The organism is Bacillus sp. FSL W7-1354, assembly GCF_038002405.1.
GTDB classification, from domain to species: domain Bacteria; phylum Bacillota; class Bacilli; order Bacillales; family Bacillaceae; genus Bacillus; species Bacillus paralicheniformis.
The window spans coordinates 464,672-479,775 of record NZ_JBBOCL010000001.1; the positions used below are offsets into that span (position 1 = coordinate 464,672).

Consider the following 15,104-nt stretch of genomic DNA (forward strand, 5'->3'; position numbering starts at 1 on the left):
GCGCTTTAAATTTAAGTGGAACAATTGAGACGATCAAAAGGGGGAATTGTACAATGGCAAGACTGAAGCTGAAGGGAAACAAATGGCTCGCTGCACCCGCTGTTTTTTTGCTCTTGATGGGGTGCAGCGCAAATGAGACGGCCAATCAAGACGGGAAAGGAAAAGAAAAGGATGCCATTCATATTATGGCTCCGCTCCTGTCGCCGGAAAGTCCGGGAGAAAACAGCCCGTCTTTAAAAGCGCTCGAAACATACACGAAAAAACAAATCAAAGTGACATGGGTTCCGAACTCTTCCTATAATGATAAATTCAACATCGTCATGGCCTCGGGAGATTTGCCGCAAGCCATCGTCGTCACGGACAAGTCCCCGGGGTTTATCAAGTCTGTCAAATCAGGTGCGTTTTGGGAGCTTTCACCTTATTTAAAAGACTACCCGAACCTCGGAAAGGCCGATAAAAAAGTGATGAAGAACAGTTCCATCAACGGCGAGATTTACGGTATTTACAGGGCGAGGGACCTGATCCGCGCTTCGATCATCATCAGAACGGACTGGCTCGAAAATGTCGGTCTGGAGATGCCGAAAACAATCGACGAATTTTACGACGTGCTGAAAGCGTTTAAAGAAAAAGACCCCGATGGAAACGGGAAAGACGATACGTACGGCATGGTGGTGCCGAAATGGATGGGGCTTGGCAACGGGAGCCCGTGGGATATTATGCAGACGTGGTTCGGCGCACCAAACCGCTACGGAATAGACGAAAAAGGTGAACTCATTCCGGACTTCACGACAGAAGAGTATATGGAAGCGCTGCGGTTTTTCAAAAAGCTGTATGATGAGGGACTGATCAATAAAGACTTCGCCGTCATGGATTCAGCGAAGTGGAACGATCCAATCGTCAAAGGAAAAGCGGGTGTCATCGTCGATACAGGTTCGCGGGCCTCACAAATTCAAAGCGCAATGGAAGAAGCAGATCCCGCTAACAAGGATGTGATCGACGTCACCGGAACGGTCAAAGGCCCGAAAGGAACGTATACATTCCCGACATCGGGATACGCCGGAATGATTGCCATTCCGAAAGCGAGCGTCAAAACGGAAAAAGAATTGAAAGAAGTGCTCAGCTTCCTGGATAAAATGAACGATGAAGAGGCACAAATTATTGCCAACAACGGTATAAAAGGGCGCAACTATAAGCTTGAGAACGGAACGTACACGTCCCTTGAAAAAAATAATAAAAAACTGCTTTATGAGCACGAAGGTCTTGCGCAGTTCAGCATGGGCATTCCCGAACAAAGATACCATGTGGAAAAACAAGAATCAAAGCTGTTCAAACACCGTGAACAGATTCTCAAAGAAGGGGAAAAAATCGCCGTATTCAATCCGGCTGAATCGCTCGTTTCAGATGTTTACACCCAAAAAGGGGCACAGCTTGACAATATCATTCTCGATGCCAAAACACAGTTTATCATCGGCGACATCGATGAAAAAGGCTTTCAAGATGCCGTGAAGCTTTGGTATAAAAGCGGTGGTGAAGATTTGATGAAAGAACTGAACAAACGCTACAAGGAGACGAAATAGCTCAGATCTTCAACCAGTATACGAAAGGGGGGATGCAGCACGTGGAAATCACCGCTAAAACAGGGAAAACCGCTGTTGAGACAGAAAAGAAACCGACTGGGCTGCAAGCTGTAAAACGGGATAAATGGCTTTATCTTCTGCTTGTTCCCGGTGTTTTATATTTTCTCATATTTAAATATTGGCCGATGTGGGGCGTGTTCATTGCTTTTAAAGATTATTCGCCTTATCTCGGATTTTGGCAGAGCGAATGGGTCGGGTTCGAGTATTTTAAAGATTTCTTTATGAACCCTGACTTTTTCCGCCTGCTCCGCAACACGCTCATGCTCGCCGCTCTCGATTTGATTTTTGCATTTCCGGCTCCGCTGATTGTCGCACTCATGCTGAATGAACTGCGACATGCCATCTATAAACGGTGCATTCAGACGTTTATATATGTTCCGCATTTCGTCTCATGGACGATCGTCGTCAGCATGACATTTGTCTTTTTTACAGTTGATACGGGCGTGATGAATAAAATGCTGCAAAGCATAACGGGCAAAGAGATTGCATTTCTCTCGGATCCCGAATGGTTCAGGCCGATGATTGTGCTGCAAAGCATATGGAAGGAGACGGGCTGGGGAACGATCCTGTTTCTGGCGGCGCTCGCTTCGGTTGACCAGGAGCAGTATGAAGCGGCAGTGATGGACGGGGCAGGCAGATTAAGGAGAATGTGGCACATTACCCTTCCGGCCATCAGAAGCACGATCGTCGTGCTTCTCATCTTAAGAATCGGCAGTTTTTTAAACATCGGCTTTGAACAGATTTTTTTAATGACCAACTCTTTAAACCGGAGCGTGGCTGAAATTTTTGACACGTATGTCTATGTTGTCGGAATTACGCAAGGCGCATACAGCTATAGTACGGCAGTCGGGCTTTTTAAATCGGTTGTCGGAATCATTCTGATATTCGGCGCCAATTATATCGCGAAAAAGTTTGACCAGGACGGTCTGTTTTAATGAATGGAGGTGAAAAGGATGTCCGGTGCGGAAACGATCCATAACACAAAAGCGGGGCGGGTATTCGATTGGTTTAATGTACTCTTTCTCGGCTGCTGCGGGCTGATAACCGTCTTGCCTTTTCTGTATATTATCGCGGGATCTTTTGCAACGGAGGCCGAGCTGGCGGAAAAGAGCTTCTTTATCTTTCCTGAGACATTCTCGCTTGACGCGTACCGCTATATTTTTTCAACGCCGACATTTATCAGGAGCATGGGGGTGTCTGTGTTCATTACGGTTGTGGGAACGATTGTCCAGCTCTTTTTTACATTTACGATGGCCTATCCTCTTGCGAAACGGCACATTAAGGGAAGAAACCTGCTTTTGAATCTCGTTATTTTTGCGATGCTTTTCAGCGGGGGAATGATTCCGACGTATATTGTCGTCAAATCACTGGGACTGCTCGATTCGTACTGGGCGCTAATATTGCCGATGGCGATTAATCCGTTCAATCTTATTATTATTAAAAACTTTTTTCAGCAGCTTCCGAAAGAACTTGAGGAGTCGGCAAAGATTGACGGCTGTTCAGAAATCGGCGTGTTCTTAAGGATCGCGCTGCCGCTGTCAAAGCCGATTATTGCAACTTTTGCGCTGTTTTATGCGGTCGGCATTTGGAACGACTTTTTCCATGCTTTGCTGTACATCAATGACAGCGCGAAATGGCCGCTGCAAATGGTGCTGCGCCAAGTGACGATTCTTTCGGATCTGACAGGGACGACGAATGATATGATGGAAACGGTGCCGCCTGAACAATCGATTAAACTGGCTGTTATCGTCATTGCGACGCTGCCGATTTTAGCCGTGTACCCGTTTTTGCAGAAGCATTTTGCCAAAGGCATTCTGATCGGGTCTGTGAAGGGATAAAAAAACCGCCTGGCTCATGAGCCGGCGGCTTACGGCTCAGGCGGCTGAGCCGTTTTTATTTCTTTTTTTCATCCAAAAATAAACCGGGAGACCGACGAGGCCGATCAAAATTGACCACAGGCAGCTGTAAAAGTCAGTGATAAGCGTGCTGATAAGAACAAACAATGACCCGAGAATAGCCGCAACAGGCAGGTAAGGGTAGAGCGGCACGCTGTAAGCTCTCCCTTGGCCGTTCTTCCGTCTCCGCAAAATAAATACCGCGAAAAACGCCATGACATAGAAGATGTAAATCATAAAAATCGAAACCTCTGACAGCTTTTCCGGATTGCTGATGATCATTAAGATGACAGCGAACATCATCTGGACGATGACCGCGATCCAAGGCGTATGGAATGCCGGATGAACATGCGAGATCCAGCGGGAGAACGGAAGCTGTTTTTTCTCAGCCATCGCAAAGATCACGCGCGGAAAAGACAGAACTTTTCCGTTTAAGCAGCCGAAGATGCTGACGATAATTCCGATGGAGATCAGCTTGCCGCCGATCGGTCCGAACAGCATTGTAGCGGCTGTGCTTGTCGCATTTTCACCAAGCTTGACAATCTGATCGGCAGGAAGAATGTGAAGCAGCGCCAAGTTAATGAACAGGTAGCAGGCTGTGACGATCAGTATCCCGCCTGTCATCGCTTTCGGGAGCACTTTTTCCGGGTTCTTCATTTCTCCGCCGAGTGCCGCAAGAAGGATCCAGCCGTCATACGCGAAGAGCGTCGCCAATACCGCCGCTCCGAAGTTTTGGCTGGCGATGCTCTCCGTAACTGTACTGAAAATATGTTCATTGCCATGCCATAGACCGAACACAATGATACATACAATGGGAATCAGCTTTCCGATCGTTGTGACCGTCTGTACCGCTCCGCCGTATTTTGTTCCGACGATGTTGACGATGCATAAAAAGGCGACGGTGATAATGCCGATGAGTGCAGTCCATGATTTATCCCAGGAAAACAAGTTGGCCACTAGCGAGCCGAAATATAATCCGAGTGCGCCGATGATGGCCGGTCCGTAGATGATAATCTGCACCCAGCCGCATAAGAACCCCCAGAACTCGCCGTAAATTTCTTCAAGATATGTGTAAAGCCCGCCCGTTTTCGGAATTTGAGCGCCCAGTTCGGCGATTGTCAGCCCGCCTGCTAGCGTCAAAATTCCGCCAAGGAGCCAGGCGAAAAGAGCAATTTGTGCGTTTCCGGAATAGGAAAGCACGCTGCCGGGCTTCATAAACACGCCGGAACCGATGATCGTTCCAATCACAAGAGATAGCGCAAATAACAAGCCTATCTCTTTTTTTAGTCCGTTTGCTTCTGCATTCATTGCGATGCCTCCCATTGATGTAATCTCTTTTATAGAAAACTATTTTTATATTGTAATACCTTTTTTAAAAAAGAAAAATTAAATAAATTTTCAGATTTTCGCATTTTTTGTGTATGTTAAACATTTTAAGGTCGTAAAACCCGAAGGGGGCAGGAATAACCGAACCTTTTTAAGTCATTTCGGAGTTATTGTTAGTTTTTTAGGAGCAGACAGGAAAGAAGGTCCTGTAAGACGGTTTGGTTGACTTTTCAAATCAAATCGCCTATTTTTGAGAAAGAAGAAATCTCGAATTCGAGATATTTAATGAGGAGATGATAGAATGAACGTAAATGGCATCCACCACGTATCTGCTTTAACTGCCAACGCTCAACATAATCTGGATTTCTATGTCAAAGGGCTTGGCATGAAACTGATAAAAAAATCAGTCAATCAGGATGAGCCGACGATGTATCATTTGTTTTACGGTGATGAAGTTGCGTCGCCTGGTTCAGATTTGACATTTTTCGAGATTCCGATGCTTGCCCGGAGGCGGGAAGGGACGAACTGCATTTCGTCCGTATCACTTCGGGTTCCCGGTGAACAAGCACTCGAATTTTGGAAGAAGCGGCTTTATGAGCTCGGCGCAGAGACTTACGGCATCGAGACGCGTGCGGGGCGGAGCGTTCTCCGCTTTTTAGACCATGAAGGACAGAACATGATGCTTGTGGCTGATGAAAAGGGAAAAGATCATGGAGTGCCTGTGAAAAACGGCGTCATTCCTGAGGAGGTCGCGATCAGGGGGCTCGGCCCGGTCGAATTGACTGTCAAGGACGCCGGTCCGACAGCTGCGGTGCTGACCGATATTCTCGGCTTTCATAAAATCGGTGAGGAACAGGCTGATGAAACCGGCCGTACGCTTCACATTTTTGAATCGGGTGAAGGAGGAGCAGGCGCGGAGGTGCATGTGAAAGAGTCAGATGACGGCAGAAGAGAGCGTCCCGGGAGAGGAAGCGTCCATCATGTCGCATTCCGCGTCAAAGATGAAGAAGAACTTAAGCGGTGGCATGAGATAATCAGTGAGAACGGCTTTTCGAATTCAGGGATTGTGGAGCGCTATTATTTTAAGGCGCTGTATTTCAGAGAACCGAACGGCATACTTTTTGAACTGTCGACTGACGGGCCTGGCTTTGCCGTTGATGAATCGATCGATGAGCTCGGCCGAAGCCTTGCGCTGCCGCCGTACCTGGAACATCGGCGGAAAGAGATTGAAGCGCGGCTGAAACCGATTCAATAGAAAACGAGGTCCCGAAAAGGACCTCGTTTTTTTATATAAAAGGCATCCGGCGCAGCCGACAGCCTAAAAGGGGGGCATGCTGTTAAGATGATGCGGATTCTTTTTGGTCAAGCGTCATTTGTTTTGTCATTGTTTTGCCGTTTCGAATGAGGGTAACCTTTACCGTATCCCCGATTTTTGCATCGTTGTAAAGAAGGTTGCGCAGCGCGCTTCCCGTATCGGTTTCTTTTCCGTTAAAGCTGATGATGACATCGTTCTCTTTAAGGCCCGCTTTATCAGCAGGGGAGCCTGAAGCGACCTGGCGGATGTAGACGCCTTTGTTTAACTGGCTGCCGCTTAATCCGAGGGTGCCTGTTTGATAGTTTTCCGGCACCTGCTCAAGATCCATCATGCCGATTCCGATAAACGGACGCTCAATTTTTCCTTTAGACATCAGCTCTTCTGCAATCGGTTTGACATCATTGCTTGGAATCGCAAATCCGATGCCTTCCACTCCGCTTTCACTGATTTTCATACTGTTGATGCCGATCACTTCTCCCTTTGTATTCAAAAGGGCGCCTCCGCTGTTGCCGGGATTGATGGCCGCGTCTGTTTGAATGACGTTCATCTCGGTTTGGCCTGCGGACGTATCAACGGAAACGGTCCGATCAACACCGCTGATGATGCCTTGCGTCACCGTGCGGGACAGATCTTTGCCGAGCGGATTTCCGATTGCAATGACCGATTCACCCGCTTTCAAGCTTGAAGAATCGCCGAAAGATGCGACTTTTTCGACGTGTTCAGCGGAAATTTCAACAACGGCAAGGTCTGTCAAGGAATCGCTGCCCAGCAATTTTCCTTCCACTTCTTTGCCGTTTGACAGGGAAACCGTCAATTTAGATGCGCCTTCGACAACGTGGTTATTTGTAATAATGTATGCTTTGCCGTTTGCTTTTTTATAAATGACACCTGAGCCTGTGCCTGTTTCTTGTTCGCTTGAACTGCTGTTGTTGCTGTTGCTTTCAAACCCAAACATACCGCTCTCCGTTTGTTTTTGATAGTTTGAAATACCGACGATGGCGGGAGATACATTTTCCACCATTGTTGAAATGTCAGACGAATTGGTGCTGGACAATTTTTCGGTATTCGCTTTATTGGAAGAAGCCGATGAGTTCGCAGTCTCATTAGTTTGTGTTTGGACAGATGTATTGGCCGTTTCGTCTTTGCTATGCTGGTATGTCGTGACACCGAGAACGAGGCTTCCCCCGATGATGCCGCTGAGGATCGGCGTCATCCATGAGAGTCTCCGCTTTTGCTGTTCTGCTTTTTTTATCGCCTGGTCGGGCTTTTGATCGGAGACGATGAGTTCGTTTTTCGTTTCAAGCTGATCTTCTCTATTATATTCCATCATTTTCACGCTCCTATTGTTATCATATCCTTTGATGCCTCAATCATAATCAAAGACTGTGGGATAAACATGAAAACATTGTGGGAAATTGTCAAAGAAAAAGGATAGAATAAATAGGGTGCTATTTATAATATGACATGTCAGAGGTGTTCTAAACGTTGAAAAAGATTGGATTTATCGGATACGGAAGCATGGCACAGATGATTGCAGTGAAACTGCTTGATCAGGAGAAAATCAGCGATGACATGGTGGTCGTCAGCTCAAGGAATGATGGGAAAACAGGGGAGCTGAGAAAACTTTACCCGAATGTCGCCTGTCAATCAGCCGAAGAGCTCGCCGAACAGTGCGGCCTGATCTTCATCTGTGTACCGCCGATGGCGGTAAAGGAAACGCTTGTGAACATACAGCCGTTTCTTCAGGAGGATGTCCACATTGTTTCGATTGCCGCGGGGGTCGAGCTTGACCGGCTTCACGACTGGACAAGCGGACAGGTGACGAGATACATTCCGACCCTCACATCTGAAGCCGGGATCGGTGTTTCGCTTGTTGTCCACGGCGAGCGGGTTGCTGAGGCGGACAAAAGCCGGCTGGAAGAATATCTTTCCGTTTTCAGCACAGTCAAACAGATACATGAGAGAGATATTGACGCTGCGAGTAATTTAACAAGCTCTTCACCAGGGTTCATCGCTTCGATCTTTGAAGAATTTGCTCAAGCTGCCGTCAGAAACAGCAGTCTTACGAAAGAAGACGCGTTTCAATTTCTGATTCATTCATTGCTGGGAACGGGCAAGCTGTTAATGGAAAAAGACATGACGTTTGCACAAACGCTTGATCGGGTGGCGACAAAAGGCGGCATAACCGGAGAAGGGGCGGAGGTCATTCAAAATGCCATGCCGGAAGTCTTTGACGAGCTGTTTGCCAGAACGATGAAGAAGTATGAAGACATTAAAGACGCTGTCCGCCGGCAGTGAACTGCGGCATTTATCGACATATCCGGACATCCCAAAGCTGCCTGATCAGGCAGCTTTTTTATTTGCATTCGACAACATTCATCAAAATTCCAATTTTATATTAAATTTCTAAAATTACCAATGGTTATTGCATTTCTATTAAAATTCTAATATAATTTGTTAGAATATTCCCAAAATAATAAAAAATTTGAGACGTTTTTCATAAGGGGTGGTTTTTTGTGAAGCTGTATATGTCTGTTGATATGGAGGGAATTTCCGGACTTCCGGATGATACGTTCGTCGATTCAAGCAAGCTGAACTATGAGAGAGGCCGGAAGATCATGACGGACGAGGCCAATCATGTGATTGACGAAGCGTTCAAAAGCGGATGCAGAGAGGTGCTTGTCAATGACAGCCACTCTAAAATGAACAATCTGTTAATTGAGCGGCTCCATCCTGAAGCGCTGCTCATTTCGGGAGATGTCAAACCGTTTTCGATGGTCCAGGGACTTGACGATACATGCGATGGTGCCGTGTTCGTCGGCTACCATGCGAGAGCATCGATGAGAGGCGTGATGTCTCACAGCATGATTTTCGGCGTCAGACATTTTTACATAAACGATCAGGCGGTGGGCGAGCTGGGGTTCAACGCTTATGTTGCCGGTTATTACGGCGTCCCGGTTATCATGGTTGCCGGTGACAGCGAGGCGGCAGCTGAGGCGGAGGAACTGATTCCGAACGTAACGACAGCGGCCGTCAAGGAAACGATATCCCGTTCGGCGGTCAAATGCCTGACGCCGGAGAAAGCGGGGCAGCTATTAAGAGAGCGGACGGCATATGCGATTCAAAACCGCGGTCAAGTCAAGCCGCTCACGCCTCCGGACAGGCCGGTGCTGCGGATTGAGTTTGCCAATTACGGGCAAGCCGAGTGGGCGAGTCTGATGCCGGGTGCTGAAATCGAACGGCAAACGACGACTGTCCGCTATCAAGCGAAAGACATTCTTGAAGCCTATCAAGCGATGCTTGTCATGACCGAGCTTGCGATGAGAACAACATTCTCCTAGGAAGGTGGGATGAAAATGGCGGGTTACATCATGAAGCGGCTTCTGTCGATGCTGGCGACCATTTTGGTGATCACGACATTGACCTTTGTGATGATGAAAGTGATTCCGGGCTCTCCCTTCAATGAAGAAAGAAACACGAATGAAGCGGTTCAGCGCAACCTTGAGGCTTACTATCAGCTTGATGAGCCTCTCTTTGTTCAATATTTGTATTATGTCAAGTCGATCGTTACCTTTGATTTCGGGCCGTCGATCAAGCAGCCTTCACAAAGCGTGAACGATTTGCTGTCAAGAGGGTTCCCTGTTTCATTTGAGCTGGGGATGACAGCGCTGATTATGGCGGTCATTTCCGGGATCGCACTCGGAATCTTTGCCGCACTGCGGCAAAACGGCGTCATCGATTATATAGCGATGACCATTGCCGTTCTCGGCATTTCGGTTCCCAACTTTATTATGGCGACTTTGCTGATACAGCAATTCGCCGTCAATTGGAACATATTCCCTCCATCGACATGGACGAGCCCGCTTCATATGGTGCTTCCGACTGCAGCTTTGGCAATGGGGCCGCTGGCGATTATCGCCAGGCTGACCCGTTCCAGCATGATTGAAGTGCTGACACAGGATTATATCCGAACGGCCCGGGCTAAAGGGCTTTCCCCTTTTAAAATTGTTATGAAGCACGCCCTGAAAAACGCCCTTATGCCAGTCGTAACGATTCTCGGGACGCTTACCGCTTCGATTTTAACGGGCAGCTTCGTCATCGAAAAAATCTTTGCGATTCCGGGCATGGGAAAATATTTTGTTGAAAGCATCAACTCCCGCGATTACCCCGTGATTATGGGCACCACCGTTTTTTACAGCATCATCCTCATCATCATGTTGTTTCTTGTCGACATGGCCTACGGAATCCTGGATCCGCGTATTAAACTGCATAAGAAAGGGTGAGCATATGAGCCTTCCAGTCCGCACAGAAAACGAAGCGTCTTCAGCCAGTGATATCCCTGTTGAATGGTTTGCCCCGCTGAAACAAAAGCAGGATGAGCGTGAATCCGTTGCAAGGCCGAGCCTGTCATACTGGCAGAACGCCTGGCGGATTTTAAGAAAAAACAAGCTGGCGATGGCGGGATTGGGCGTGTTAATCTTCCTGTTCATCATGGCTGTACTCGGACCGGTTCTTTCTCCGCACAGCGTCACCCAGCAGACGCTTTCCGAGCAAAACCTGCCTCCGTCGATGGAGCATTGGTTCGGAACCGATGAGCTCGGCCGCGATGTGTTTACAAGAACGTGGTATGGAGCGAGGATTTCACTGTTTGTCGGCGTGATGGCGGCTTTGATCGATTTTGCAATCGGCGTCATCTATGGCGGTATCTCCGGCTATAAGGGCGGCAAAACAGACCATGTCATGATGCGGGTCATCGAAGTGCTGCATGGACTGCCTTATTTATTGGTCGTCATTCTTCTCATGGTCATGATGGGGCCTGGACTCGGGACGATCATCGTTGCGCTGACTGTCACCGGCTGGGTCGGCATGGCGCGGATCGTCAGGGGTCAGGTTTTGAAGGTGAAGCATGATGAGCATGTTCTCGCATCCAAAACCTTCGGAGCGAAAACGGTAAGGATCATCAGGCGGAATCTCCTTCCGAACATGATGGGAGCGATCATCGTCCAGATGACCTTGACGGTGCCGTCGGCCATTTTTGCCGAAGCATTTCTCAGTTTCCTCGGTTTGGGCATTCAAGCCCCGTTTGCGAGCTGGGGTGTCATGGCGAACGACGGCCTTCCGGTGATCTTATCGGGACACTGGTGGCGGCTGTTTTTTCCTGCTTTCTTTATTTCATTAACAATGTTCGCTTTTAATGTCGTTGGAGACGGACTGCAGGATGCGTTAGATCCGAAGCTGAGGAGGTAATGTGTTTTTGCGGAAAAAAGTATTGGAAGTCGAGAATCTGCATGTTTCATTTACGACATACGGCGGCACGGTCAAAGCCGTCCGCGGCGTGAGCTTTGAGTTATATGAGGGGGAGACGTTTGCGATTGTCGGTGAGTCGGGATGCGGAAAAAGCGTGACATCGCAAAGCATCATGCAGCTTTTGCCGAAGTTTTCGGCAACGATCACAGACGGTGCGGTCCGCTTTAAGGGAAAAGACTTGCGCCATCTGTCCGAAAAAGAGATGAGAAAGATCAGAGGGGCCGAAATCTCAATGATCTTCCAGGATCCGATGACAGCCCTGAATCCGACCTTGACCGTCGGAGACCAGTTGACAGAAGCGCTTTTGGAACATCGGCCCGTGTCTAAAACAGACGCTCGAAAAGCGGTCATTTCGATGCTTGAGCTCGTCGGGATTCCGAATCCGAAAGAGCGTTTGAGGCAGTATCCGCATCAATTCAGCGGCGGGATGAGGCAACGGATCGTGATCGCCATGGCGCTCATCTGTGAACCGGAGATTCTGATTGCGGATGAACCGACGACCGCGCTCGATGTTACCATTCAGGCGCAAATTCTTGAGCTGTTTAAAGACATTCAGCGGAAAACCGGTGTATCCATCATTTTAATCACCCATGATTTAGGTGTAGTCGCACAGACGGCGGACAGAATCGCCGTGATGTACGCTGGGAAAATAGCGGAAACGGGAGCGAGGAGGGATATTTTTTACCGTCCGCAGCATCCGTATACAAAAGGCTTGCTGCATTCCGTTCCGAGGCTTGACCTCGAAGGTGCGGATCTCGTTCCGATTGACGGGACGCCGCCAGATTTGTTTTCTCCGCCTGAAGGGTGTCCGTTTACGGCGCGCTGTTCCTATGCAATGGAAGTATGCGGCAAGGTTTATCCTGCCGTTGCAGAAGTCTCGGCGGGGCATCGTGTGTGCTGCTGGCTTCAGGATGAAAGGGCGAAACGGGCTCTGCTGACAACATAATCATGAAATCGATTTTCAATGGGGGGATTTGATGAAAAGGCTAGCGAGCGTATTGGCTGCCGCAGTTGCGGTCATTCTGCTGTTCGGATGTACGGCAAATGAACAGGCTGGGCAGGAAACGAAGAAGAAAGCGAAAGAAACGGCTGGAGAACAAGTCCTGAGGCTGAACAATGAAAATGAACCGACATCTTTCGATCCGCCGATCGGCTTTAATAATGTCTCATGGCAGGCGCTGAACAATCTGATGGAAGGTTTGACTAGGCTTGGCGCAGACCATGAACCGGAAGCGGCGTCCGCCGAAAAGTGGAACATTTCCGAATATGGGAAGACATATACTTTTACAATCCGTGATGATGCCAAATGGTCGAACGGAGACCCTTTAACCGCTGGGGATTTTGAATATGCGTGGAAGCGTCTGCTCGATCCGAAAACGGGCTCTTCCGCCGCGTTTTTAGGCTACTTTATCGAAGGCGGCGAGGCCTTTAACAGCGGAAAAGGTGCGAAGGATGATGTCAAAGTCAAAGCGGAGGATGAAAAAACGCTTAAGGTGACACTCGAAAGTCCGCAGCAGTCGTTTTTAAGCATTGTAGCCAATCCGGCTTTTTTCCCGGTTCCTCAGAAAATCGCCGAAAAAAATCCGAAATGGCATGAAGAAGCTGCTACATTTGTCGGCAACGGTCCGTTTAAACTGACAGAATGGAAGCATGATGAAAGCTTTACGATGGTAAAGAGCGATACGTATTGGGACCGGGATACTGTGAAGCTTGATAAAGTGACATGGGCGATGGTCGATGACAGAAATACCGACTACCAAATGTTCGAGTCGAATGAGCTCGATACGGCTTATGTCCCGGCTGAAATGAGCGAGAAGCTGATAGGTTCTGACGAGGTGAAGGTGTTCGATCAGGCAGGTCTTTACTATTACAGATTCAATGTCAATAAAGAACCGTTCCAGAATGAAAAGATCAGAAAAGCGTTTGCGATGGCCGTCGATCAGCAGGAAATCGTCGATTATGTCACAAAAAATGGTGAAAAACCGGCCCGCGGGTTTGTGTCTTCGGGAATCAAAGGGCCGAACGGCAAGGATTTTCGCGAGGAAGGCGGCGATTTGCTCAAATATGACGCCGATGAAGCGAAACAGCTGCTCGAAAAAGGCATGAAGGAAGAAAACTACGAAAAGCTGCCCGCCGTTACGCTGACATACAGCACAAAACCGGAGCATAAAAAAATGGCGGAAGCGATTCAGCAGAAGCTGAAAAGTACGCTCGGCGTCGATGTGAAGCTCGCCAATATGGAATGGAATACATTCCTTGAAGAACAGAAGGCGCTCAAATTTCAATTTTCCCAAAGCTCTTTTCTGGCTGATTATGCGGATCCGATCAACTTCCTGGAAAGCTTTCAAACGGGTAACGCAATGAACAGAACCGGCTGGAGCAATTCAGAGTATGACGAACTGATCAAGGCGGCGAAAAATGAAGCTGATGAAGAAAAACGCACAGAGCTGCTGCATCAGGCTGAAGAACTGCTGTTTGAAGGGATGCCGATCATACCGATCCACTTCTATAATCAAGTCCATTTGGAAAAGGAGAATGTGAAAGGCATCGTCCGTCATCCGGTCGGCTACATTGAACTGAAATGGGCCGAAAAAACGTCATGATCAAACTTGTCCGTCTGCCACTTTCTTTGCGCACGCCACCGCACAGAGGCGGGCGGACTTTTCATAAAGGGGGATGTCTCAGTTGAATATTGCGCCTCAAAGATTAATGCAGGGAGATACAGTCGGTGTGATTGCGCCGGCCAGTCCGCCCGTCCCCGAAAAGCTTGACCGCGCCGTCCGGTTTTTAAAAGAACTCGGGCTTGAAGTCAAAGTGGGACGTTCAGCCATTGAAAGACACGGCTATTTGGCGGGGAACGATGAAGAGCGCTTGGAGGATCTGCACGACATGTTTGAAGACCGTTCGGTCAAAGCTGTCATCTGTGCCTGCGGAGGTTACGGCACGGCGAGGATTGCCGAGAACATTGACTACCGACTCATCAAAAGCCGCCCGAAAATTTTTTGGGGCTATTCAGACATCACTTTTTTACATACAGCGATCAGGCAAAACACCGGACTTATTACATTTCACGGTCCGATGCTCAGTTCGGATATCGGCAATAAAGACGTGCATCCGCTCACCCGGCGCTCTTTCCGGCAGCTGTTTCAAAAAATGACGCTCACCTATACAGAGGAGCTGTCGCCTTTGGAAACGCTCGGAAACGGTGCGGCGAAAGGGGAGCTTGTCGGCGGAAACCTCGCTCTTCTGGTGACGACGCTCGGTACGCCTTATGAAATTGATACGAAAGGAAAGCTTTTGTTTATCGAGGATGTCGATGAAGAGCCTTACCGAATTGACCGGATGCTGAATCAATTGAAAATGGCCGGGAAATTATCGGACGCCGTCGGCATCCTGCTGTGCGATTTTCATAACTGCTCCCCGAAAAAACGCGGTGAGTCACTTACATTAAAAGAAGTTTTCCAAGATTATATCGCCGCTGCAGGAAAACCGGCGCTGTCAGGCTTTAACATCGGCCATTGTTCACCGAATATCGCCGTTCCGGTGGGGGCGCAAGCCGTCCTTGACGCCGACAAAAAACAGCTTACGATCGATCCGGGAATTTCTTGATGGAAAAAGGAGGCT

General features: G+C 48.4%; 13 protein-coding genes. 11 read left to right on the forward strand and 2 right to left on the reverse strand.

Annotated features, from left to right (window positions below):
- Positions 1–53 precede the first annotated feature (53 nt).
- The 3 genes from MKZ04_RS02485 to MKZ04_RS02495 are packed head-to-tail and all read left to right on the forward strand — an operon-like array spanning position 54 to position 3,475.
- Positions 54–1,577: an extracellular solute-binding protein gene (locus tag MKZ04_RS02485; RefSeq protein WP_033155140.1), complete on the forward strand. Its 1,524-nt coding sequence runs from the start codon at positions 54–56 to the stop codon at positions 1,575–1,577.
- Positions 1,578–1,618: 41 nt separating this feature from the next.
- Positions 1,619–2,572 carry an ABC transporter permease gene (locus MKZ04_RS02490; protein ID WP_020451071.1) on the forward strand — a complete coding sequence of 318 codons (954 nt, stop codon included), beginning with the start codon at positions 1,619–1,621 and terminating at the stop codon, positions 2,570–2,572.
- Between the two features lie 18 nt (positions 2,573–2,590).
- The gene (locus MKZ04_RS02495; protein WP_020451072.1) at positions 2,591–3,475 is read left to right on the forward strand and encodes a carbohydrate ABC transporter permease; all 885 of its coding nucleotides are present in this window, start codon (positions 2,591–2,593) and stop codon (positions 3,473–3,475) included.
- Between the two features lie 36 nt (positions 3,476–3,511).
- Here the strand turns inward: MKZ04_RS02495 and MKZ04_RS02500 are convergent, their stop codons facing one another.
- Positions 3,512–4,840: an APC family permease gene (locus MKZ04_RS02500; protein WP_341045231.1), complete on the reverse strand. Its 1,329-nt coding sequence runs from the start codon at positions 4,838–4,840 to the stop codon at positions 3,512–3,514.
- 319 nt (positions 4,841–5,159) lie between these two features.
- Here MKZ04_RS02500 and MKZ04_RS02505 point away from each other — a divergent pair, with 319 nt between their 5' ends.
- The gene (locus tag MKZ04_RS02505; protein ID WP_262723395.1) at positions 5,160–6,113 is read left to right on the forward strand and encodes a ring-cleaving dioxygenase; all 954 of its coding nucleotides are present in this window, start codon (positions 5,160–5,162) and stop codon (positions 6,111–6,113) included.
- Between the two features lie 82 nt (positions 6,114–6,195).
- Here the strand turns inward: MKZ04_RS02505 and MKZ04_RS02510 are convergent, their stop codons facing one another.
- Positions 6,196–7,500 (reverse strand): S1C family serine protease, encoded by a 1,305-nt coding sequence (locus tag MKZ04_RS02510; protein ID WP_025812040.1) that lies wholly within the window; start codon positions 7,498–7,500, stop codon positions 6,196–6,198.
- 158 nt (positions 7,501–7,658) lie between these two features.
- On the opposite strand from MKZ04_RS02510, the gene proG reads away from it, so the two are divergent.
- The 7 genes from proG (at position 7,659) to MKZ04_RS02545 (ending at position 15,089) form a co-directional block, all read left to right on the forward strand.
- Positions 7,659–8,471: a pyrroline-5-carboxylate reductase ProG gene (gene proG, locus MKZ04_RS02515; protein ID WP_341045233.1), complete on the forward strand. Its 813-nt coding sequence runs from the start codon at positions 7,659–7,661 to the stop codon at positions 8,469–8,471.
- A 218-nt stretch (positions 8,472–8,689) separates the two neighbouring features.
- Complete coding sequence (locus MKZ04_RS02520) at positions 8,690–9,514, forward strand: M55 family metallopeptidase (protein ID WP_195257748.1); 825 nt, start codon at positions 8,690–8,692, stop codon at positions 9,512–9,514.
- A 15-nt stretch (positions 9,515–9,529) separates the two neighbouring features.
- Positions 9,530–10,456 carry an ABC transporter permease gene (locus MKZ04_RS02525; protein ID WP_101560769.1) on the forward strand — a complete coding sequence of 309 codons (927 nt, stop codon included), beginning with the start codon at positions 9,530–9,532 and terminating at the stop codon, positions 10,454–10,456.
- Between the two features lie 4 nt (positions 10,457–10,460).
- Positions 10,461–11,420, forward strand: a complete 960-nt coding sequence (locus tag MKZ04_RS02530; RefSeq protein WP_023856764.1) for an ABC transporter permease — start codon at positions 10,461–10,463, stop codon at positions 11,418–11,420.
- 7 nt (positions 11,421–11,427) lie between these two features.
- The gene (locus tag MKZ04_RS02535) at positions 11,428–12,426 is read left to right on the forward strand and encodes an ABC transporter ATP-binding protein (protein WP_341045239.1); all 999 of its coding nucleotides are present in this window, start codon (positions 11,428–11,430) and stop codon (positions 12,424–12,426) included.
- Between the two features lie 31 nt (positions 12,427–12,457).
- The gene (locus tag MKZ04_RS02540) at positions 12,458–14,083 is read left to right on the forward strand and encodes a peptide ABC transporter substrate-binding protein (RefSeq protein ID WP_341045241.1); all 1,626 of its coding nucleotides are present in this window, start codon (positions 12,458–12,460) and stop codon (positions 14,081–14,083) included.
- Between the two features lie 73 nt (positions 14,084–14,156).
- Positions 14,157–15,089: a S66 peptidase family protein gene (locus MKZ04_RS02545; RefSeq protein WP_223254842.1), complete on the forward strand. Its 933-nt coding sequence runs from the start codon at positions 14,157–14,159 to the stop codon at positions 15,087–15,089.
- Positions 15,090–15,104 lie beyond the last annotated feature (15 nt).

What these genes read in the sequence shown, in the direction of transcription:
- MKZ04_RS02495 (WP_020451072.1), top strand. Translation starts at nt 2,591, where the DNA reads ATGTCCGGTGCGGAAACGATCCATAACACAAAAGCGGGGCGGGTATTC.
- MKZ04_RS02500 (WP_341045231.1), bottom strand. Translation starts at nt 4,840, where the DNA reads ATGAATGCAGAAGCAAACGGACTAAAAAAAGAGATAGGCTTGTTATTT.
- MKZ04_RS02525 (WP_101560769.1), top strand. Translation starts at nt 9,530, where the DNA reads ATGGCGGGTTACATCATGAAGCGGCTTCTGTCGATGCTGGCGACCATT.
- MKZ04_RS02510 (WP_025812040.1), bottom strand. Translation starts at nt 7,500, where the DNA reads ATGGAATATAATAGAGAAGATCAGCTTGAAACGAAAAACGAACTCATC.
- MKZ04_RS02545 (WP_223254842.1), top strand. Translation starts at nt 14,157, where the DNA reads ATGTCTCAGTTGAATATTGCGCCTCAAAGATTAATGCAGGGAGATACA.
- MKZ04_RS02530 (WP_023856764.1), top strand. Translation starts at nt 10,461, where the DNA reads ATGAGCCTTCCAGTCCGCACAGAAAACGAAGCGTCTTCAGCCAGTGAT.
- MKZ04_RS02540 (WP_341045241.1), top strand. Translation starts at nt 12,458, where the DNA reads ATGAAAAGGCTAGCGAGCGTATTGGCTGCCGCAGTTGCGGTCATTCTG.
- MKZ04_RS02505 (WP_262723395.1), top strand. Translation starts at nt 5,160, where the DNA reads ATGAACGTAAATGGCATCCACCACGTATCTGCTTTAACTGCCAACGCT.
- MKZ04_RS02485 (WP_033155140.1), top strand. Translation starts at nt 54, where the DNA reads ATGGCAAGACTGAAGCTGAAGGGAAACAAATGGCTCGCTGCACCCGCT.